The organism is Craterilacuibacter sp. RT1T, assembly GCF_023502145.1.
Classification (GTDB): Bacteria; Pseudomonadota; Gammaproteobacteria; order Burkholderiales; family Chromobacteriaceae; genus Craterilacuibacter.
Window position 1 is genome coordinate 1 of record NZ_JAMFLI010000009.1, and the last position, 19,056, is coordinate 19,056.

Annotated in this window: 22 protein-coding genes; 12 read left to right on the forward strand and 10 right to left on the reverse strand. The window is 59.9% G+C overall.

The window, feature by feature from the left end; genetic code table 11:
- Positions 1-166: 166 nt before the first annotated feature.
- Genes M3P88_RS12620 through M3P88_RS12630 form a run of 3 tightly spaced genes read right to left on the reverse strand, consistent with a single transcriptional unit; the run spans position 167 to position 1,728 of the window.
- Positions 167-628 carry a SixA phosphatase family protein gene (locus M3P88_RS12620; protein WP_249616368.1) on the reverse strand — a complete coding sequence of 154 codons (462 nt, stop codon included), beginning with the start codon at positions 626-628 and terminating at the stop codon, positions 167-169.
- Positions 629-664: 36 nt separating this feature from the next.
- On the reverse strand, positions 665-1,381 hold the full coding sequence (locus M3P88_RS12625; RefSeq protein WP_249616369.1) for an LrgB family protein: 717 nt from the start codon (positions 1,379-1,381) through the stop codon (positions 665-667).
- Entirely contained in the window at positions 1,378-1,728 is a 351-nt protein-coding gene (locus tag M3P88_RS12630; protein ID WP_249616370.1) for a CidA/LrgA family protein, read from the reverse strand. The genes M3P88_RS12625 and M3P88_RS12630 overlap by 4 nt, the downstream gene beginning before the upstream one ends.
- Positions 1,729-1,785: 57 nt before the next feature.
- Here M3P88_RS12630 and M3P88_RS12635 point away from each other — a divergent pair, with 57 nt between their 5' ends.
- Both M3P88_RS12635 and ubiA read left to right on the forward strand, forming a co-directional pair.
- Positions 1,786-2,319: a chorismate--pyruvate lyase family protein gene (locus M3P88_RS12635; protein ID WP_249616371.1), complete on the forward strand. Its 534-nt coding sequence runs from the start codon at positions 1,786-1,788 to the stop codon at positions 2,317-2,319.
- A complete protein-coding gene (gene ubiA, locus M3P88_RS12640; RefSeq protein ID WP_249616372.1) occupies positions 2,319-3,191 on the forward strand; it encodes a 4-hydroxybenzoate octaprenyltransferase in 873 nt (290 codons plus the stop codon). Before M3P88_RS12635 ends, ubiA begins: the two co-directional genes overlap by 1 nt.
- Positions 3,192-3,238: 47 nt before the next feature.
- Here the strand turns inward: ubiA and M3P88_RS12645 are convergent, their stop codons facing one another.
- The 6 genes from M3P88_RS12645 to M3P88_RS12670 all read right to left on the reverse strand — a co-directional run bounded on the left by M3P88_RS12645 (position 3,239) and on the right by M3P88_RS12670 (position 8,002).
- The gene (locus M3P88_RS12645; RefSeq protein ID WP_249616373.1) at positions 3,239-3,661 is read right to left on the reverse strand and encodes a hypothetical protein; all 423 of its coding nucleotides are present in this window, start codon (positions 3,659-3,661) and stop codon (positions 3,239-3,241) included.
- Positions 3,658-4,572: an NUDIX domain-containing protein gene (locus tag M3P88_RS12650; RefSeq protein ID WP_249616374.1), complete on the reverse strand. Its 915-nt coding sequence runs from the start codon at positions 4,570-4,572 to the stop codon at positions 3,658-3,660. Before M3P88_RS12650 ends, M3P88_RS12645 begins: the two co-directional genes overlap by 4 nt.
- 44 nt (positions 4,573-4,616) lie before the next feature.
- Entirely contained in the window at positions 4,617-5,483 is an 867-nt protein-coding gene (locus M3P88_RS12655) for an ATP-binding protein (protein ID WP_249616375.1), read from the reverse strand.
- Positions 5,484-5,554: 71 nt separating this feature from the next.
- The gene (locus M3P88_RS12660; protein WP_249616376.1) at positions 5,555-6,223 is read right to left on the reverse strand and encodes a histidinol-phosphatase; all 669 of its coding nucleotides are present in this window, start codon (positions 6,221-6,223) and stop codon (positions 5,555-5,557) included.
- A complete protein-coding gene (gene hda / locus M3P88_RS12665) occupies positions 6,220-6,894 on the reverse strand; it encodes a DnaA regulatory inactivator Hda (RefSeq protein ID WP_124735469.1) in 675 nt (224 codons plus the stop codon). The genes M3P88_RS12660 and hda overlap by 4 nt, the downstream gene beginning before the upstream one ends.
- 22 nt (positions 6,895-6,916) lie before the next feature.
- A complete protein-coding gene (locus tag M3P88_RS12670) occupies positions 6,917-8,002 on the reverse strand; it encodes an AI-2E family transporter (protein WP_249616377.1) in 1,086 nt (361 codons plus the stop codon).
- Positions 8,003-8,086: 84 nt separating this feature from the next.
- On the opposite strand from M3P88_RS12670, the gene purM reads away from it, so the two are divergent.
- The 10 genes from purM to M3P88_RS12720 all read left to right on the forward strand — a co-directional run bounded on the left by purM (position 8,087) and on the right by M3P88_RS12720 (position 17,778).
- Complete coding sequence (purM, locus tag M3P88_RS12675; RefSeq protein ID WP_249616378.1) at positions 8,087-9,124, forward strand: phosphoribosylformylglycinamidine cyclo-ligase; 1,038 nt, start codon at positions 8,087-8,089, stop codon at positions 9,122-9,124.
- A gap of 44 nt (positions 9,125-9,168) precedes the next feature.
- Positions 9,169-9,807 carry a phosphoribosylglycinamide formyltransferase gene (gene purN, locus M3P88_RS12680; RefSeq protein WP_249616379.1) on the forward strand — a complete coding sequence of 213 codons (639 nt, stop codon included), beginning with the start codon at positions 9,169-9,171 and terminating at the stop codon, positions 9,805-9,807.
- A 6-nt stretch (positions 9,808-9,813) separates the two neighbouring features.
- Positions 9,814-10,971, forward strand: coding sequence for a DUF3108 domain-containing protein (locus M3P88_RS12685; RefSeq protein WP_249616380.1), 1,158 nt, complete (start codon positions 9,814-9,816; stop codon positions 10,969-10,971).
- A complete protein-coding gene (locus M3P88_RS12690; protein WP_249616469.1) occupies positions 10,967-12,232 on the forward strand; it encodes an RsmB/NOP family class I SAM-dependent RNA methyltransferase in 1,266 nt (421 codons plus the stop codon). Before M3P88_RS12685 ends, M3P88_RS12690 begins: the two co-directional genes overlap by 5 nt.
- 20 nt (positions 12,233-12,252) lie before the next feature.
- Positions 12,253-13,608: a chloride channel protein gene (locus M3P88_RS12695; protein WP_249616381.1), complete on the forward strand. Its 1,356-nt coding sequence runs from the start codon at positions 12,253-12,255 to the stop codon at positions 13,606-13,608.
- Between the two features lie 82 nt (positions 13,609-13,690).
- Positions 13,691-14,011 carry a Grx4 family monothiol glutaredoxin gene (gene grxD, locus M3P88_RS12700; RefSeq protein ID WP_249616382.1) on the forward strand — a complete coding sequence of 107 codons (321 nt, stop codon included), beginning with the start codon at positions 13,691-13,693 and terminating at the stop codon, positions 14,009-14,011.
- A gap of 164 nt (positions 14,012-14,175) precedes the next feature.
- Positions 14,176-14,808 (forward strand): uracil phosphoribosyltransferase, encoded by a 633-nt coding sequence (upp, locus tag M3P88_RS12705; protein WP_249616383.1) that lies wholly within the window; start codon positions 14,176-14,178, stop codon positions 14,806-14,808.
- Positions 14,809-14,893: 85 nt separating this feature from the next.
- Positions 14,894-16,138 (forward strand): uracil-xanthine permease family protein, encoded by a 1,245-nt coding sequence (locus M3P88_RS12710; protein WP_249616384.1) that lies wholly within the window; start codon positions 14,894-14,896, stop codon positions 16,136-16,138.
- Positions 16,139-16,264: 126 nt separating this feature from the next.
- Complete coding sequence (locus M3P88_RS12715) at positions 16,265-17,041, forward strand: ferredoxin--NADP reductase (RefSeq protein WP_249616385.1); 777 nt, start codon at positions 16,265-16,267, stop codon at positions 17,039-17,041.
- A 35-nt stretch (positions 17,042-17,076) separates the two neighbouring features.
- A complete protein-coding gene (locus M3P88_RS12720) occupies positions 17,077-17,778 on the forward strand; it encodes a peptidoglycan DD-metalloendopeptidase family protein (protein ID WP_249616386.1) in 702 nt (233 codons plus the stop codon).
- Between the two features lie 4 nt (positions 17,779-17,782).
- Here M3P88_RS12720 and M3P88_RS12725 read toward each other — a convergent pair whose 3' ends face one another.
- Positions 17,783-19,027, reverse strand: a complete 1,245-nt coding sequence (locus M3P88_RS12725) for a TIGR03862 family flavoprotein (RefSeq protein ID WP_283773209.1) — start codon at positions 19,025-19,027, stop codon at positions 17,783-17,785.
- Positions 19,028-19,056 lie beyond the last annotated feature (29 nt).

A 19,056-nucleotide genomic window follows, 5' to 3' on the forward strand; every position in this document is an offset into this window, starting at 1 on the left:
TCGAAGACGTCAACCCTATGTCCGCAATAAAACCCACAAAAGTGCAGGTCAAAAAGCACAAACACTGCACAAGCCATTGATACAAAAAGATAACTACCAAACAAAACAGGCAGAAGAACTTTCACCACACCCGCTAATAGCCAAGTTATAAGCGGGGTTGATCGTTTTATCCGTGATCCAGCATGGACACCGGCAGCATCGTTTTCAGCCTCACTTGCTCGATCTCGCCATGCTTTTTGTGGCTAAGCCACCAGATACTGCCCTTTTTTACGCTCCAGAACAGCGGCTGTTCGCTTAACAGCATGGCAGCGATACACCCCAGATAAGGCTGATGCCCGACCAGCACGACGGTGCGTGCACCTTGCGGCCATTTAACGGCGCGCAGCACCTGATCCCATGATGCATCCGGATTCAGCGCAGGCAAGACTTCAAACTGCTTACCCAGATAAGCAGCGGTCTGCTGAGAGCGCCGCGCCTCGGAAGCAAGCAATACATAATCTTTAGGTAAATGCTGGCGCAACCAAAACGCCATCTGGCTTGCCTGCTTATGCCCACGCCGCGTCAGGACACGCGCCAAGTCGTCACTCCCCTCCTCCGCCTCGGCATGGCGCCATAACACCAGATCCATCTCCTCCTCCTTTATTCAAATCTACAAGCTAGCGCGTCACATCAGCCAACTGACCACTAGCGGCACGAGTATCGCCGTCAATAAGCCATTCAAGCCCATAGCCAGTCCGGCAAAGGCGCCGGCCGTTTCCGATAGCTGAAACACGCGCGCCGTACCGATGCCGTGTGCGGCAAGCCCGGTAGCAAAACCCAGCACCATATCATCGCGCCAGCCCAGCCAGGTAAAAAGCGGCTTGACCAGCACGGCGCCCACAATTCCGGATACGATCACAAAGGTGGCACTGAGCGCCGGTATCCCGCCGATTGCCTCGGACACACCCATGGCAATCGGGGTTGTCACCGAGCGCGGCAACAAAGACAACACCACATTGTGCGGCAAACCCAAGCCCTGCCCGAGAAACAAGGCACTCAGAATGCCAGCTAGTGCGCCTACACATAAGGCAATCGCCAAGGGAGTGGCCGCACGCTTAAGTTTGGGTAGATTATGGTATAGCGGCACCGCCAGTGCGACCGTAGCCGGCCCCAACAATAGGAGTATAAAGCGCCCGCCTTCCATATAGCGCTCGTAACTGATACCGGACAGCAGCAACAGGGTGATCACGATCAACGAGCTGACCAATACCGTATTGGCCACAGGATGACCCTGGCAGCGCTTGTTCAGCAAGATCGCCAGCTTATAGGCTAACAGGGTGATAAAGATGCCGGCCATGGGGGAAGACGCAATTTTGGCAAGCGTCGTGGCAGCCATCGTCATTCGTGCCCCCTCAGTCTGCCCAATAGTGTTTTCAACACCAGCGCCGACAATAGCAAAGGCAGCAGCGTTGACAGCAATAAGGCCAGCAGCAAGCGCCAGCCCGACGCCTGCAACAAGGGCCACCAAGCCAGCAAGCCCACGCCAGCCGGGATAAACAGCAAAGACATATTGGATAACAAGACCGGCACATGTTGCTGCAGGCCCCGCGGCACCGAACGGCGCAGCAACAGGGTGATAAACAGCAGCAACATGCCGATCACGGCACCCGGCACCGGCAAAGCCAGGGCATATGCGATAAATTCACCCAATAGCTGGTAGCCAATCAGCCACAACACCATTTCCAGCATCTTTCCTCCTCCATTGCTTGTACTGGCGCACGACAAGGCCACGCCACGTTTGGCATAATGCGCACCATGCTTACCGACTTTATGTGGCAGGAACAGCCGCCTGCCACCACTTCAGCCATCGCCACCTGCCTGAGCGAACCCGGTTCGCTGACCGAGCGCCTGCTCGCCAGCGGCCGGCGCTTTGATGTCCAAGTGTTATTCCAATCGGATAATACTGCACTTGATCAGGAAGCGGCGCTATTGGGAATCGCCCCACGCGCGGTACTGCATGCACGCCATGTGTTGCTGCTGCTGGATGGCATACCGGTCGTGATGGCGCGCAGCGTATGCCGCAGCGCCTGCCCGCAATGGTCTGCCCTGCTGGACAGGGGGTCCCGCTCGCTGGGGCTCACCTTGTTTGGCGGCCTGCCACAACTGGTGCGCGGCCCCTTGCGCTTTAATATGCTGCAGCCGCCGGATGAATTGCACGCTCTGGCACAAGCTTATAGCCAGGCAAAGCAGCTGCCGGCACGACGCTGCCTGTTTACCCTGCATGACGCGCCCTTGCTGGTCAGCGAAATTTTCCTACCCGAACTCGAAAGTCTGGCCTGATGCTCAACACGCGACTGGGCGAGCGCGCCACCGTTTATCTGCAACTGATGCGCGCCGACAAGCCCATCGGCACCCTGCTCTTGCTCTGGCCAACCTTATGGGGTTTGTGGATAGCCGGCGACGGTCGCCCCGACTGGATGATTGTGGCGATTTTTATCGCCGGCACCTTCCTGATGCGCTCGGCCGGCTGCGTCATCAACGATTACGCTGACCGCCATATCGATGCCCATGTCGAACGCACCCGCCACCGTCCCTTTGCCCGCGGCGCGGTCAGCGAGAAAGAGGCGCTGCTGCTGGCAGGCGCACTGGCTTGCGCCGCCTTTTTACTGATTCTGCCGCTTAATCTGCTGACCTGGGCGATGAGCCTGCCGGCACTGTTTCTGGCCGCGACATATCCGTTTACCAAGCGTTTCTTCCCGCTGCCGCAAGCTTATCTGGGGCTAGCGTTCTCTTTCGGCATTCCGATGGCTTTTGCCGCGCAAAGCGGCAGCGTTCCGCCGGTGGCCTGGCTGATACTGGCCGCCAATATGGCCTGGACCATTGCCTACGACACCGAATACGCGATCGTCGACAAGCCGGATGATCTGAAAATAGGCATCAAGACTTCGGCCATCACTTTTGGCCACCATGATGTCGCAGCGGTGATGCTATGCCACGCCCTCTTCATACTCTTGCTCGTGCAGCTAGGCCGCATGCAGGGCATGGGACTGCCCTACTTCACCGCAGTCGCCTTGGCCGCCCTTCTTGTCAGCCGCCAGTATTTCGCCATCCGCGAGCGTGACCGCCAGCGCTGCTTTCAGGCTTTTCTTGGCAATAACCGCGTGGGACTGCTGATCTTCATCGGCATTGCCGCCGACTATCTGCTGCGCTGACGCCGCCCATAAAAAAAGCCGCCCATTTTCAGGCGGCGTTAAACGCATTAACGTACGGCAAACGGCAAGGTGTAACGCCGCCCGTCCAGCAGCAAGGTCATTTGCCAGTCCTTGCTGCCGCTGACGCACACCGGCAAGTGCACATTGGCGCTCCAGTTCTGCCCTTCAGGCACAAAGCTGTAACGGTTAAAGCCCATATCCATGCTGACCATGCTGAACTCGGCCTTGGGTTCGGCCTTGCCCACACCGCTGATATCAATCACAAAGGGCTGACCGGCCAAGGGCGGCTGCCGGAACTTCACCATCCCGCCTGACGGCAAGGCACAACCGGCCAGCACATCACACTGCAAGGCTTCTGCCTGCACGATCTTATCCTGCTGCAGATAATGGCGGATCAGGGCAAACTTGATCGCCCCCAAGGCCAGCAAAGCCAGCGCCAATAGTAAAAGCTTTTTACGCTTGGCCGTCATCGCGCCTCTCCTTGCGTCAACACCACGCCATGCGCGCCATGGCTACGCGCCACATCCAGCTCAGGCATGGCTCTGCCCGCATCGGCAAACACCGGCAAGGGAATGGACTCGGCCAGATAATCGTCCAGCTCGCGCCCGGCGAGCGCAACATCCGTAGCGCAAAGTGCCACGCAGGCATAATCCAGCGCCAAGGCTGCCGCATGTGCAAGGCCGGCGGCCGAGCCCACCTCTGCCCCAACCCAAGGAAAATCCGGACGAGCACGCAATGCACTCAGGGCTTGCTGTGATAGATGCACGCCATCGACCGGCAGCCCGCCAAGCCAGGCCGGATCGGCCTTGGCCAGCAGCAGGCCTCCGGCGGCATGCACGCCAGGCGCAAGCGCCTGCAGCAAGGCGGCCAACTCGTCCCGCTGAAGTGCCGGCGCGTCCACCAACAGCAAAGCCCGCCCCGGCAAGGCACCGAGCAGCGCCGCTGCATCAGAGAGCTTAGGACATGCGCGCACGCAGTAATCCGGCAGCGACAGGGATTTAAGAATGGGGCCGTTGGCCGGCAACATGGGGCTGACCGTTTCTTGCCCCGGCATTTGCCAAGCGAAAGCCTGCCCTTCACAGGACTGCGGCTCGCCATTCCATGCCCAGATACGGAAAAAAGTCAGCTCCACCGAAGCATGTTCGTAATGATGCACCCGGGTCAGCCACGGCGTGGCATGGGTGACGGTAATGCCCATCTCTTCGCTAAACTCGCGCACCAGCGCATCGAACAGGCTCTCGCCAGGCTCGACCTTGCCACCGGGAAATTCCCAGTAGCCGGCATAAGGTTTGCCGGCCGGGCGCGAGCCCAGCATAAAAGCGCCATCGGCGCGCATCAGCGCGCCGGCGACAACGGGAATGATTTTTTTGGAGGAATGCATACGGCTTCTATGGGTGAAAGCCCGCCCAAGGGCGGGCAAGAGAGTTACAGCTTGCGCTCCTTGACCGTGCGCCCGGCCCAGTCGCAGGCAAATTGCCAGGCGACGCGTCCCGAACGGCTGCCGCGCATGCGTGCCCATTGCAGCGCAGCGCGCTCGGCCGGGCCGTCAAACGGCAGACCGAAACTGCCCAGCCATGAGGCGGCGGCGGCCAGATAGGCCTCCTGATCGAAAGGATAAAACGACAACCACAAACCGAAACGATCAGACAACGACACCTTCTCTTCGATCGCCTCGCCCGGATGAATCTCCCCGTCGGGCGAGCGGCCATCGCGGTTTTCGCTGATGCGCTCGGGCAAAAGGTGGCGGCGGTTGGAGGTGGCATAGATCAGCAAATTGCTGGCGCGCGGCGCGATACCGCCATCCAGCGCCGACTTCAGAGCCTTATAGCCATCCTCGCCTTCTTCAAACGACAGATCATCGCAAAACAGGATAAAGCGCTCGGGACGTCCGGCCAGACAATCGACAATTTGCGGCAGGTCAGCCAGATGGGTTTTCTCGACCTCGATCAGGCGCAAGCCCTTGTCGGCAAACTCGGACAGCAAGGCCTTGACCAGGGAAGACTTGCCGGTGCCGCGCGCACCGGTTAACAAGACATTATTGGCCGGCCGCCCCTTGAGGAAATGTCGGGTATTGCGCACCAGCGACTCTTTTTGCGTGTCCACATGCAACAAGTCGCCCAGACGCATGCCGTGCGGCGTATACACCGGCTCCAGCCAGGTGGCCAGGCCCTGACGGCGCCAGCGAAATGCCGGGGCCGTCCAGTCCGGTGACGGCAATGCCGGAGGCAGCAAAGGCTCCAGCCGCGCCAGCAAAGCCTCGGCACGTTCGAGAAAGGCATTGAGCTTATCCATGTTTCTCCTTTGGTCGCTGACCTTATTGTTCAATTCATAAAAAAGGCCGGCGCAAGGGCCGGCCTATTAACTCAGGAACGCAGACTGATCACCGGCCAGCCATGCGTCTGGGCATGCGCTCGCAGCACATCATCGGGGTCGACAGCGACCGGGTGACTGACGATGGACAATAGCGGTAAATCATTGCGCGAGTCGCTATAGAAAAAACTCTGTTCATAGCTTGCCAGCGTCTGGCCACGCGCCGCCAGCCATTCATTCAAGCGGGTAATCTTGCCCTCTTTAAAGCTGGGCGTGCCCGACGGTTTGCCGCTGTAGCGGCCGTCAGCCTGTTCTTCCAGCTCGACTGCAATCAGCTCCGAGACCCCGAGTTCACGCGCAATCGGCCCGGTAATAAAACGGTTGGTCGCGGTGACGATCACGATCTGATCGCCATTAGCCTGATGCGCGGCCAACAGTTCGCGCGCCTTGCGCGGAATAATCGGCAGGATATGCCCGTCCATATAGTCGGCGTGCAAGGCATCGAGTTCGGCACGGGAAAAACGGCTCAAGGGCTCCAGCTGGAAATCGAGGAATTCATAGATATCCAGCGTACCGGCCTGATACTGCGCATAAAAATAGTCGTTATGGCGCGCATGATGCGTCGCGTCCAGAATGCCGCGCTTGATCAGAAATTTGGGCCACTCGACATCGGAGTCGCCGGCAATCAGGGTGTTGTCCAGATCGAAAAGGGCAAGGTTCATGGTTCTGACCGGGTAGTTTGCAACAGGGTTTTCACCAGCGGCACGGTAATCGGGCGCTGCAGCGCCAGCGAATAACGGTCCAGCGTATCCAGCACCCCCAAAAGGCTGCCCAAATCGCGGCGCCAGTGGGTCAGCAAATAACGGAACACATCATCGGGAATGGACAACTGGCGTTCGGCGGCATGCTGTTTAAGCGCGGCAAGCTTGTCCTGATCGGACAAGGCCTTGACCTGGAACACCAGCCCCCAGCCCAGACGGGTGCGCAAATCGTCGCGCACCGGCAGACGCATGGGCGGCAAACGCCCCGCCATCAATAAGCGCCCCTCGCCCGATTCTTTTAAGGAGTTGTAAATGGAAAACAGCGTGATCTGGTCGTCCGGCGCCAGATCGTCGACATGATCGACGGCGATAAAGCTCGCCTCTCGGGCAAAATCGGGCAGATGTTCGGCCTTGCCATCCAGATAGATGGAAGCGCGGCCGGTACGCTCGGCATGAGCGATCCAGGCTTGCAGCAGATGCGTCTTGCCACAGCCGGGCTCACCCCACAGGTAAATAAAGCGTTCACCGGCCGTATCGGTCAGCGCCGAAATGATCTCGCGATTGCGCTTGGCAAGGAAATTATCAAAGCCGGGCAAGGGCGTCGGCGTAAGGTCGAGTACGAGTTGGTCCAAAATTGCAATCTGGGCTAAGGCGTTAAGGTCGTTGACGGGGGATTTTACGCTGATAGAAGCGTGTCGTGAAATAGCGCCGTATCAGGGTTCGCCCCAAAACCAACACAATCGCCGCCAAAGGCAGGGCCAACAGCACACCGGTAAAGCCCATCAGCTGGCCAAAAGCCATCAAGGCAAAGATCACGGCCATAGGCGACAGACCGATACGCTCCCCTACCAGATAAGGCGTGACCACAAAACTCTCCAGCGTCTGGCCGGCGGCAAACACCCCCCACACCATCAGCAGGCCACTCAGGGTGTCGTATTGCAATAGCGCTGCCAGCGTGGCGAGCAACAGCCCGACAAAAGCGCCCAGATAAGGAATAAACACCAGCAAACCGGCCACCATGCCGATGGCCAGCCCCGAATCCAGCCCGACCAGCAGCAAACCGCCACCATAAAAGCTGGCCATGATCAGCATGACCGACAGCTGGCCGCGCAAAAATTCGCCCAGCACCGTGTCCAGCTCTCCCGCCACCGAAGCCACATCGGCCGCCCAGCGCCGTGGCACCAGTTCTGCCACCCAGCGGCACATGCGCGGCCAGTCGAGCAAAAAGTAATACAACAGCAAGGGCAGCAGCACCATATTGGAAACAAAATTAAACAGCACCGCACCGCCATGGGTCAGTTGTGGCAGCAACTGCTCCAGTGCCTTGCGGAAAAATCCGCCCTGGGTCGACAGCGTATTGCGCCAGCTCTCGGCATTCAGCACGATCTTGATGCCAAAGCGCGCATCCAGCCATGGCAGGAAACGATGCTGGATAAAATCGATAAAAGCCGGCAGCCGGCTCATCAACGCCTGCCCCTGCTCGATCAGCATCGGCACCACCACCAGCAATAGGGTCACCAGCACCAGCATGCCGCCCAGCATCACCAAAGACGAGGCCAGCGCGCGTGAAAAGCGGTGCCGCGCCAGCCAGCCGACCATGGGGTCAAGGATGTAGGCGAGAATGGCGGCAACGATAAATGGCGTCAGTACGCCGGACAGGCTGGAGACCAGCCAGGATAGTGCCAGCAACACGGCCAGTGTCGCCAGCCAGGGAATGAAGGAGTAATGAGAGCGCGTCATCGTCTATTCGGTTAAAATACCCGCGCTTTCGTTCAGCCGAAAGTTCGAAGTAAAACAAACACGTTAGCAGAAAGCGAGTCGATCTTGAATACCACGTCCCTCAGTTACCGCGATGCCGGCGTAGATATTGACGCAGGCGACGCGCTCGTCGAGAACATCAAGCCGTTTGCCAAGCGCACCATGCGCCCCGAAGTATTGGGTGGACTCGGCGGTTTTGGCGCACTGGTGGAAATCTCCAAAAAGTTCAGTGAACCTGTTCTGGTTTCCGGCACCGATGGCGTCGGCACCAAGCTCAAGCTCGCTTTCGACTGGAACCGCCACGACACCGTCGGTATCGATCTAGTCGCCATGAGTGTCAACGACATTCTGGTGCAAGGTGCCGAACCCCTATTTTTCCTCGACTATTTTGCCTGCGGTAAACTGGATGTTGCGCAAGCGACCGATGTCATTAAAGGCATCGCCCAGGGCTGCGAACAGGCCGGTTGCGCCTTGATCGGCGGCGAAACCGCCGAAATGCCAGGCATGTATCCGGTAGGCGAATACGATCTGGCCGGCTTTGCCGTCGGCGTGGTAGAGAAGAGCAAAGTCATCACCGGCCGCGAAATTGCGCCGGGCGATATCGTGCTGGGTCTGGCCTCCAACGGCGTACACTCCAACGGATACAGCCTGGTTCGCAAGATCATCGAGCGCGCGGCTCCCGATCTGGATGCCGAATTCGAGCACGGCAAAACCCTGCGCGAAGCGGTGATTGCACCGACCCGCATCTATGTGAAGCCCCTGCTTAAGTTGATGGCCGAATTGCCGGTCAAGGGCATGGCACACATCACCGGCGGCGGCATTACCGAAAACACCCCGCGTGTTCTGCCGGATAACTGTGTCGCCAAGATTGATGCCAAGAGCTGGGCGTTGCCCAAGCTGTTCCAGTGGCTGCAAGACCAAGGTCAGGTCGATGCGCAGGAAATGTATCGTACCTTCAACTGCGGCATCGGCATGGTCGTGATCGTAGCAGCCGAACACGCGGACGCGGCCTGTGCCTTGCTCGCGGCAGAAGGCGAAACCGTCTATCGCATCGGCGCTATTGCCGCGCGTAACGGCGACGAACACCAGACCCAGGTCGGCTAAGCTCTTGACGACGGGGGCAGTACGCTGCTCCCGTCAGGCATACCATGAAAAATATCGTTATCCTGATTTCCGGCCGCGGCTCCAATATGCAGGCCATTGTCGAGGCCGACATTCCCGGTGCACGCATCGCCGCGGTGATTTCCAATCGCCCCGATGCGGCGGGCCTGGCGTGGGCGGCGGCACGCGGCATCCACACCGCAGTACTGGACCACAAGGCTTTTGCCAGCCGTGAAGCCTTCGATACGGCACTGGCCGACAGAATCGACAGTTTCGCGCCCGATCTGGTGGTACTGGCCGGCTTTATGCGCATACTCAGCGCTGGCTTTACCCGCCATTACCAGGGCCGGATGCTGAATGTCCACCCTTCGCTGCTGCCGGCTTTTACCGGCCTGAATACCCATCAGCGCGCGCTGGACGCCGGCTGCATGCTTGCCGGCTGCACCGTGCACTTTGTCACCGCCGAACTGGATCACGGCCCCATCGTGGCACAAGGTGCGGTCGCCATCTTGCCCGGCGACACGGCACAGACACTGGCACAGCGTACGCTCGCCGTTGAACACCAGCTCTATCCTGCTGCCGTGCACGACTTTGTCAGCGGTCAATTCACGCTCTGCGATGAACGTGTAATCCGGCCGGTAACGGCGCAGCAGCAGGCGGGTCGCCTGCTCTCACCGCAGCCCTAAATCACGATGCGCGCCTTGCGCCCTTTGCTGTTAGCGCTCACCCTGTCGCTGTTTGTCCATTTGCTGCTGCTAGGCCACGAAGCCTGGCAGCTGCCCTTGGCCGTGCCGCAAGAGCAGGCTTTGCGCCCGCTGACGGCGACGCTGAAGAAAATGCAGCTCACGGATGGCGATGCACCGCAGGCAAGCGCAGTTAAAACAACGGCGGCACTCGCGCCGCGCAAGCCCGCACCTAAGGCGAGCCACAGCACCACGCCGGACGCCAAGCCCGATAATAAGCAGGCGGCGTCCGCGCCTGCTGGCCAACCGCTGCCGTCTCTGGCTCTGGATGAACCCAGTGCGCAAAAAGAAGCGGCCAAGCCGGCAAGCCAAGCAGGCACCATACCCCCCCGTCTGGCTGAAACGCTGGCGGAACTGGATAAGCTGAATGCCAGCGCGCCCGAGGCCAGTGCGCCGCCAGCAGTAAAACAGGAAGTGCCCACCGGCTATATGCAGCCGCAGAACGCCATCACGCGCTTCCCGGATCAGGCGACCCTGTACTATCACGCCTATTACGGTGCAGCCATGGTCGGCGGCGGGCAGATTGTCTGGCAACGCAGCGGTGCTAGCTACCGGATAGAGGCGCGCATCAAGGGGCTGTTTGGTCCGGCACTGCGTTATCTGTCGGAAGGTCGGGTCAATAAAAAAGGCCTGCGCCCCGACAGCTATCAGGCTTTTCGCAACGATACCCTGCGCGAACATGCCCGCTTCGACTACGACGCGCAGCGTCTAGACTATGGCGATAAGGAAGCCAAGAGCACACAGCTGGAAAAAGGCGCCCAAGATGTCTTGAGCCTCGCCTTCCAGCTGGCACTGAACGGGGCCGATCTGGGCGATATGCCAACCCAGATCACCACCGGCAAAAAGGTTTACAGCTACCCGCTCAAGGCGGCTGGCGAGACCGACTACGATACCGATGAAGGCAGGATGCGCGTAGCCCTGGTGCGCGCCAGCAAAGACGGTGACGTCAACGAATATTGGCTGGCACCGGACTTTGCCAACTTGCCGGTACGTATCTTGCGTGCAGACCGCGATAAATCGCTGGAACTGCGCGCCTACCAAATCGACATTGATGGCAGCGCCATCTGGAAGCTGCCGCCCAGAAAGATGAGAAAAAATGAAAATTAGCCCATTGCAGTTCAACCATATCGTCAAAGTGCTGGATCAGATGTTGCGCTTCGAAAGCCCGTCCGACGTGATTCTGTCCAACTGGTTCCGCGAACACCGCCAACTGGGCTCGACCGACCGCCACGCCATTGCCGAAGCCTGTTTTACCTGCCTGCGCCGCCTGGAAACCCTGCGTGCGCTATGTGCACCGAAAAAGCCCAACTCGCGCAATGTGCTGCTGGCAGCCATGGCCAAGTTGTGGGGCACCAACCTGAAAGAGTGCGGCGACGGCCTGAAAGAAGACGAAAAAATCTGGCTGGCCGACGTCAAGGGCCGCGCCATGCCAGATGGTCTGGCACAGCGCGCCGAACTGCCGCAGTGGGTGATCGACCGCATGAGCGATCAGGATGAAGACAGCATCCTTGAGCTGGGACGCGGCCTGATGCAAAGCGCACCACTGGATCTGCGCGTCAACACCCTGAAAGGCCGCCGCGACGAGGTGCTGTCGCGCCTGATCGCCGACGGCTTCGATGCAACCGTGACCCCCTACTCGCCGCTGGGCATCCGCCTCAAGGGCAAGCCGGCCATCAACAAGCACATCCTGTTTATGCAGGGCGTGATCGAAGTACAGGACGAAGGCAGCCAGTTGCTGGGCCTGATTACCGGTGCCCGCCGCAGCGAAATGGTGGTGGACTTCTGTGCCGGTGCCGGCGGCAAGACCATGCTGCTGGGCGCACAAATGCACAATAGCGGCCGCCTCTATGCTTTTGATGTATCGGAAAAGCGCTTGTCCAACCTCAAGCCGCGTCTGGCACGCTCCGGTCTGTCTAATGTCCACCCGACCCTGATCGCCCACGAAAACGATACCCGGGTCAAGCGCCTGGCCGGCAAGGCGCAGCGCGTACTGGTCGATGCGCCCTGCTCCGGCATGGGCACTTTGCGCCGCAACCCCGACCTCAAGTACCGCCAGAGCCCGGAGAGCGTGGCCGAACTCAACGTTAAGCAGGCTTCCATCCTGGCTTCGGCCTCGCGCATGGTGGCCACAGGCGGGCGCCTGGTCTATGCCACTTGCAGCCTGCTGCCGCAGGAAAACATGGAGATCGTGCAAGCCTTCCTCGCTGCGCACCCCGATTTCAGCCTGGTCCCGGCCTCTGCCGTACTGGCCGAAATGAAGATCCCGCTGGACACCGGCGATGTGCTGCAACTGAATCCGGCCATTCACCAGACCGACGGTTTCTTCGCCGCCGTCATGACCCGCAACGCAGCGCCTGCTGCCGAGTAAACCCTTAGCGAAGGCCTCTCATGGCACACTCTTCCACACCCAGCTTTGCCGTACGCCGCCAGCGCATGTCGCGGCGCATGCGTTTTTTGTTCCTGACCATACGGCTATGGCAAAGGCGCATGGAGTTGTGGGTGTCCGCCATCCTGATCGGCTTGGTGGCGGTGGTGTTCGGTCAGGGCAGTCATCTGCTGCATGAACTGTTTTTCACCATCTACGACAATTCGCCATGGTGGGCCTTGCTGATCACCCCGCTAGGCTTGGGACTATCGGTCTATCTGTCGCGCTATGTACTGATCGGTACCGCCGGTGGCGGCATTCCGCAGTGCATCGCGGCACTGGAGCCGGATGCGGGTTCGCTGCGCGAGCGTTTTCTGACTCTCAAGGTGGCGATATCCAAGATCTTCCTGACCTTGCTGGGCATAGGTTCGGGCGCGACCTTCGGCTACGAAGGCCCTATCGTACAGATCGGTGCCGCCATCAAATACCGGCTGGGCAAATCCGGCATCGGTCACTTCGGCTACGGCCGCGGGCTGATTCTGGCGGGCAGTGCCGCCAGCGTGGCGGCCGCCTTTAATGCACCGCTGGCCGGCATCGTGTTTGCCATCGAAGAAATGGGCCGCACCTTCGACCAGAAGGCCAGCTCGACTATCTTGCTGTCGGTGATTCTGTCCGGCCTGACCGCCTATGCCTTTCTCGGCAATTACAGCTACTTCGGCACCGCCTCGGCCTCGATGCACTTTCTCAGCGGCTGGATTCCGATTATTGCCACCGGCGTGGTGGGCGGACTGCTAGGCGGCATCACCGCCAAACTGATTCTGGGTATTTCCTTCTTTTTGCCCAACTCCATCGCCAAGGCCCGGGCTTTTTCTCCGGTTCTGTTTGCCATTCTGTGTGGCCTGGTCATCGCCGGCATCGGTATTGCCAGCGATGGCATGACCTTCGGCACCGGCTACTTCCGGGCGCGCGATATTATCGAAGGCCATACCGAAGGGCTGGAAGGCTATGGCATCCTCAAGCTGATCACCATGTTGCTCAGCTACCTGTCTGGCGCCACCGGCGGCATCTTTGCGCCGGCACTGGCGGTCGGTGCCGGCTTCGGCCTGAATGTCGCCCAACTGATGCCGGCCCAGCCGGAAACGGCCGTGGTTTTGCTGGGCATGGTGGCCTACTTTGCCGGCATGACGCGCGCGCCGGTCACCGGCTTTGTGATTGTGATGGAAATGACCGACTCGTCGACCATGCTGATTCCGCTGATGGCCAGCGCCCTGATTGCCGCAGGCATCTCGCGGCTGATCAACCGCCATTCGCTGTATGATGCTCAGGCCAGAATGCTGCTGAAGACAATACGCTCGGCACCGATCGCCAGCCGGAATTGACCAAAGCGGCGCGGATTCATTAGAATAACCCATCAATTCGCTCGGGTATTGAGCAAACAACACCATAAAAAGGACTAACACCATGTCGATCCAGGACAGCATCCGCGAGACGGTTACCCACAATCCTGTCGTACTGTTCATGAAAGGTTCGCCGACCTTCCCGCAGTGCGGTTTCTCCGCCCGCGCCGTGCAGATCATCAAGGCTTGCGGCATCACCAAGTTTGCCGCCATCGACGTCTTGCAGGACCCGGAAATCCGTCAGGGCATTAAGGAATTCTCCAGCTGGCCAACCATTCCCCAGCTCTACATCAAGGGCGAATTTATTGGCGGCTCCGACATCATGACCGAGCTGTATCAAAACGGTGAGCTGCAAAAAATGCTGGAAGGTGTCGCTGCAGAATAAATTTCTCGCCGTTCATGCCATGGAAACGTAGATTTACCGGCATAAATTGCGTTAGAATCGCTTCATTCGACCGGCTGCCCTTGTGCAGCCGGTTTTGCACATCGAAAGCTGTCTTTCTGTCCGCCAAGCGGAGCGGAACGGCAGCTTTTTCTCAAGGGCCGATCATGAATATCACCGTCGTCCAGCATCCGCTGGTACAGCACAAGCTGGGTCTATTGCGCGAAGGCGACATCAGCACCATGAAGTTTCGCCAGCTGACCCAGGAACTGGCCCGTTTGCTGGCCTACGAAGCCACCCGCGACTTCGAGCTGGAAACCGTCCAGATTGATGGCTGGTGCGGCAAGATAGACATCGAACAGATCAAGGGCAAAAAAGTCACCGTCGTCCCTATCCTGCGCGCCGGCATCGGCATGCTGGATGGCGTGCTCGATCTGGTGCCATCCGCCAAGATCAGTGTGGTCGGCCTCGCCCGCAATGAAGAAACGCTGGAGCCGGTGTCCTACTTCGATAAATTCGTCGACAGCCTGGACGAGCGCATCGCCATTATCATCGACCCGATGCTGGCTACCGGCGGCTCGATGAATGCCACCATCGAACTGCTCAAGCGCAAGGGCTGCAAGCAGATCAAGGCAGTGGTCATGGTCGCCGCACCCGAGGGCGTGCAAGCCGTCAACGATGCCCACCCCGATGTACAGATCTATTCCGCGTCGCTGGACAGTCATCTGAATGAGCACGGCTATATCATTCCGGGCCTGGGTGACGCTGGCGACAAGATCTTCGGCACCAAGCACGCATAAACGACAAAAAATCCATTAAACGCCGCCCCGCTGAACCGGGCGGCGTTTTTTTGAAAGCACACACACAAGAAAAGGGGAAAACAAGATGTTTCAACATCTCAAACAAGCGGTATCGGGGGCGCAGATACTGTTTGTCGCCTTCGGTGCGCTGGTACTGGTACCGCTGCTGACCGGGCTGAATCCGGCCATGGCCTTGCTCGGCGCCGGCGTCGGCACCTTGATGTTCCAGGTGGTGACCGGTTTCTCGGTGCCCATCTTTCTGGGCTCCAGCTTTGCCTTTATCGGCCCCATCATCTACTCGATGCAGACCTGGGGCATGGGCGCCACCATGTTCGGCCTGTTCTGCGCTGGCTTTATGTACTTCATCGTCGCCGCCATCGTGCGCTGGCGCGGCATGGAAATGGTCAACCGCCTGCTGCCACCGGTGGTCATCGGGCCGGTGATCATGATCATCGGTCTGTCGGTGGCGGGAGCAGCCTCGAATATGGCGATGGGCCGTGCCGGCGGGCAACAGATCATGCCCTATGACAGCTCGCTGATTCTGGCGGCCATTTCGCTGACGACCACCATCATCGTCTCCATCTTCGCGCGCGGCATGTTCCGTCTGGTGCCGATTCTGGCCGGTGTCAGCGTGGGCTATATCGTTGCGGCGTTTATGGGCATGGTCGACTTTGACAAGATCGCCAATGCCCCCTGGTTTGCTATCCCGGAATTTCATTCACCTGAAGTGAACTGGGCAGCGGCACTCTTTATGCTGCCGGTTGCCATTGCACCGGCCATCGAACATATCGGTGGCGTGATGGCTATTGGCGGCGTGACCGGCAAGGACTACACCAAGACGCCGGGCCTGCATCGCACGCTGGCCGGCGATGGTCTGGGTGTGTGCTTTGCCGGCATGGTCGGTGGCCCACCGGTCACCACCTATGCAGAAGTGACCGGCGCGGTGATGATCACCCGCAACTTCAACCCACGCGTGATGACCTGGGCGGCCATCTTCGCCATCTGCATGGCCTTCTTCGGCAAGTTCAACGCGCTGCTGCAATCCATCCCGATGCCGGTGATGGGCGGCATTATGGTACTGCTGTTCGGTACGATCGCCTCGCTGGGCCTGAAGACCCTGATTGAAGCCAAGGTTGACCTGATGCAGCCGCGCAATCTGGTGATTATCTCGGTGGTACTGACTGCCGGCATCGGCGCGCTGGAACTGAAAATCGGTTCGTTCAGCCTGGTTGGCGTCGGCCTGTGCTCGGTACTGGCCATCCTGCTCAATCTGGTGCTGCCGGTGCAATCCCCCAGCCACCAAGGCATAGAAGAAGGGCGCGACATCTAAAAACGCGCGCCAAGCCGGGCGTGCATCGCACATGCGTCACGCCCGGCTTCGCCTCTTGTGCAACACGCCTTGCAATCCCCCTCGCCTGCCCCGACAATACCCGAGTAAATCAATCGGATATTACTCATGACCGCCGCCCCTAGCGAAAACTTCACGCTTGAAACACTGCTCGCTGTCCGCCACTGGAGCGACAAACTGGTCAGCTTGCGCCTGTCGCGCCCCGCCAGCTTCCGTTTTATTCCCGGCCAGTTTGCCCGGCTGGGTTTGCCGCAAGGCTCGGGCAAGCTGTGGCGCGCCTACTCCATGGTGTCGGCACCGTGGGATGACTATCTGGAGTTTTTTTCCATTCTGGTGCCGGATGGCCAGTTCACTTCGCACCTGAAAACGATGCAGGCAGGGGACACCCTGCTCTTGGACAACAAGGCCAACGGCTTTTTTACCGCCGAGCGCCTGCCTGACGCACAGCAGTTATGGCTGCTGGCCACCGGCACCGGGCTTGCACCCTATCTGTCCATTTTGCAGCAGCCGGAGTTGTGGCAGCGCTTCGCACACATCGTGCTGGTGCATGGTGTGCGTGAAGCCGGCGATCTGGCCTATCAGGCGGAAATTGCCGCCCTAAGCAGGCACCCGCTCTGGGCCGAACATGGCCATAAACTGATCTATCTGCCGGTTGTCACCCGCCATGCACCAGCCGGCATGCTGGATGCCCGCATCCCGTCCCTGATCGAGGATGGCCGCTTGGCAGCAGCAGCCGGGCTGACACCAAGCCCGGAACACAGCCGCTTTATGGTGTGCGGCAACCCGCAGATGGTGGCCAGCACCTTCGCCAGCCTGGTCAAGCAGGGCTACAGCCTGTCACGCCTGAAATCCCCGGGGCAGATCGTGCTGGAAAACGGCTGGTAAAGCCGAAAGAGGCCATGAAATGTTAGAATCGGCTGATGCGCCTTTCATTCCCCTGGCTAAAACTGGCATTTTGCATCACCGCATTCAGCCTGTGCGCCTGCAGCACGACCCCCGCTTATCCGCCCATTCCGGCCGGCCACCATCGCGTGCAGGCAGGCGACACGCTATACCGCATTGCGCGCAATAGCGGGCGCAGCGTCAGCGAACTGCGTAGCTGGAACAACTTATCCGGCAATGCCATTAATGTGGGGCAGGTGCTGCGCATCATCCCGCCGCCACGCTATGCCGCCAAGCGCCCGAACGTCAGCCCACGCCCAAGCCAACCCGCGACAAAGCCCGCGCGCCCGGCAGCCAAGCCTAAGCCGGCGCCCGCCAGCGGCAGCATCGCGCTTAGCTGGCCGGCCAAGGGTCAGCTGATTCAGGGTTACAGTAGCCGCAACAAGGGCATCGATATTGCCGGCAAGCCCGGAGATGCCATTCTTGCCGCCGGTGCCGGCAAGGTGGTGTATGCCGGACAAGGCATACGCGCTTACGGCAAGCTGCTCATCATCAAGCATAACGAAGCCTTTCTCAGCGCCTATGCCCATAACCAGTCGCTTAAGGTTAAAGAAGGCGATACCGTCAGGCGTGGCCAGCCCATCGCCAGCATGGGTAGCAGCGGCACCGACCGCACCAAGCTGCACTTCGAGTTGCGCTACCGCGGTCAGGCGGTCGACCCCATGCCTTATCTGAAATAAGCCGCTACTGGCTGTCCAAGAGCCGGCCAACCACGCCGGCACCGGCCGCACGGCCGGTCGCAAGGCAAGCCGTCAGCAAATAGCCGCCGGTCGGGGCTTCCCAGTCCAGCATCTCGCCGGCACAAAATACGCCCGGCAAGCACTGCAGCATCAGGGTGCGATCCAGACCCGCAAAACATACGCCACCGGCACTGCTGATCGCCTCGTCCAGCGGGCGCGGCGCGCTGACGGTCAGCGGCAAGGCCTTGATGGCCGCAGCAAGCTTGGCCACATCGTTAAAACTGTCCTTGTCCAGACACTCGCGCAGCAAACCCATGCGCGCACCCTTAAGATTCAGCCGGCTTTGCAGATGGCTGGACAGCGAACGCGAGCCGCGCGGATGGGCGACTTCCTGCAGAACCTTATCCGCACTGCGATCCGGAGCCAGATCCAGATAAAAAGTAGCTTGGCCATCGCGCTTGATCAGCTCGCGCAAGCGTGCGGACAAGGCATAGATCAGATTGCCTTCGACACCATAGCGCGACAGCACCAGACCGCCGCGCCGGGTTTCGCTGACGCCATTTACATCACTTAAGGTCACCGTGATGGATTTAAGCGCCTCGCCGGCAAACTTGTCGGCAAAAAATGGCGACCAGCCCGCCTCGAAGCCGCAGTTGGCAGGCTCAAGCTCGGCCACCGCCACGCCTTTGCCCTGCAGTAGCGGCAGCCAGGCACCATCCGAGCCCAGCTTGCGCCAGCTCCCGCCGCCTAGCGCCAGCACTACGGCGTCAGCCCTGACCGTCACCTCGCCTTGCATCGCGCTAAAGCGCAAAACGCCCTCATCGCTCCAGCCTTGCCAGCGGTGGCGCGGATGAAAGTTCACCCCCATGGCTCGCAAGCGGCTCAGCCAGGCGCGCAACAGCGGCGCGGCCTTCATTTCACGCGGAAACACCTTGCCCGAACTGCCGACAAAAGTCTCGACCCCCAGGCCGTGCACCCAGGCACGCAAGGCTTCGGCATTGAAAGCATCCAGATAAGGGCGCAATAGCTCGGCCCGTTGGCCATAACGCGCCACAAAGTCCGGCCACGGCTCGGCATGGGTAATATTCATCCCGCCCACGCCGGCCAGCAAAAACTTGCGCCCGACCGAGGGCATGGCATCGTAGACATCGACCGCAATGCCGGCCCCGGCAATCTGCTCTGCCGCCATCAGGCCAGCCGGCCCTCCGCCAACTATGGCAACTCGTAGATCGGACGCTAGGCGGGGCATGGCAGGACTTTCAAATAAAGCACGGCCTG

What these genes read in the sequence shown, in the direction of transcription:
- M3P88_RS12620 (WP_249616368.1), bottom strand. Translation starts at nt 628, where the DNA reads ATGGATCTGGTGTTATGGCGCCATGCCGAGGCGGAGGAGGGGAGTGAC.
- M3P88_RS12625 (WP_249616369.1), bottom strand. Translation starts at nt 1,381, where the DNA reads ATGACGATGGCTGCCACGACGCTTGCCAAAATTGCGTCTTCCCCCATG.
- M3P88_RS12630 (WP_249616370.1), bottom strand. Translation starts at nt 1,728, where the DNA reads ATGCTGGAAATGGTGTTGTGGCTGATTGGCTACCAGCTATTGGGTGAA.
- M3P88_RS12635 (WP_249616371.1), top strand. Translation starts at nt 1,786, where the DNA reads ATGCGCACCATGCTTACCGACTTTATGTGGCAGGAACAGCCGCCTGCC.
- ubiA (WP_249616372.1), top strand. Translation starts at nt 2,319, where the DNA reads ATGCTCAACACGCGACTGGGCGAGCGCGCCACCGTTTATCTGCAACTG.
- M3P88_RS12645 (WP_249616373.1), bottom strand. Translation starts at nt 3,661, where the DNA reads ATGACGGCCAAGCGTAAAAAGCTTTTACTATTGGCGCTGGCTTTGCTG.
- M3P88_RS12650 (WP_249616374.1), bottom strand. Translation starts at nt 4,572, where the DNA reads ATGCATTCCTCCAAAAAAATCATTCCCGTTGTCGCCGGCGCGCTGATG.
- M3P88_RS12655 (WP_249616375.1), bottom strand. Translation starts at nt 5,483, where the DNA reads ATGGATAAGCTCAATGCCTTTCTCGAACGTGCCGAGGCTTTGCTGGCG.
- M3P88_RS12660 (WP_249616376.1), bottom strand. Translation starts at nt 6,223, where the DNA reads ATGAACCTTGCCCTTTTCGATCTGGACAACACCCTGATTGCCGGCGAC.
- M3P88_RS12670 (WP_249616377.1), bottom strand. Translation starts at nt 8,002, where the DNA reads ATGACGCGCTCTCATTACTCCTTCATTCCCTGGCTGGCGACACTGGCC.
- purN (WP_249616379.1), top strand. Translation starts at nt 9,169, where the DNA reads ATGAAAAATATCGTTATCCTGATTTCCGGCCGCGGCTCCAATATGCAG.
- M3P88_RS12685 (WP_249616380.1), top strand. Translation starts at nt 9,814, where the DNA reads ATGCGCGCCTTGCGCCCTTTGCTGTTAGCGCTCACCCTGTCGCTGTTT.
- M3P88_RS12695 (WP_249616381.1), top strand. Translation starts at nt 12,253, where the DNA reads ATGGCACACTCTTCCACACCCAGCTTTGCCGTACGCCGCCAGCGCATG.
- grxD (WP_249616382.1), top strand. Translation starts at nt 13,691, where the DNA reads ATGTCGATCCAGGACAGCATCCGCGAGACGGTTACCCACAATCCTGTC.
- upp (WP_249616383.1), top strand. Translation starts at nt 14,176, where the DNA reads ATGAATATCACCGTCGTCCAGCATCCGCTGGTACAGCACAAGCTGGGT.
- M3P88_RS12710 (WP_249616384.1), top strand. Translation starts at nt 14,894, where the DNA reads ATGTTTCAACATCTCAAACAAGCGGTATCGGGGGCGCAGATACTGTTT.
- M3P88_RS12715 (WP_249616385.1), top strand. Translation starts at nt 16,265, where the DNA reads ATGACCGCCGCCCCTAGCGAAAACTTCACGCTTGAAACACTGCTCGCT.
- M3P88_RS12720 (WP_249616386.1), top strand. Translation starts at nt 17,077, where the DNA reads ATGCGCCTTTCATTCCCCTGGCTAAAACTGGCATTTTGCATCACCGCA.
- M3P88_RS12725 (WP_283773209.1), bottom strand. Translation starts at nt 19,027, where the DNA reads ATGCCCCGCCTAGCGTCCGATCTACGAGTTGCCATAGTTGGCGGAGGG.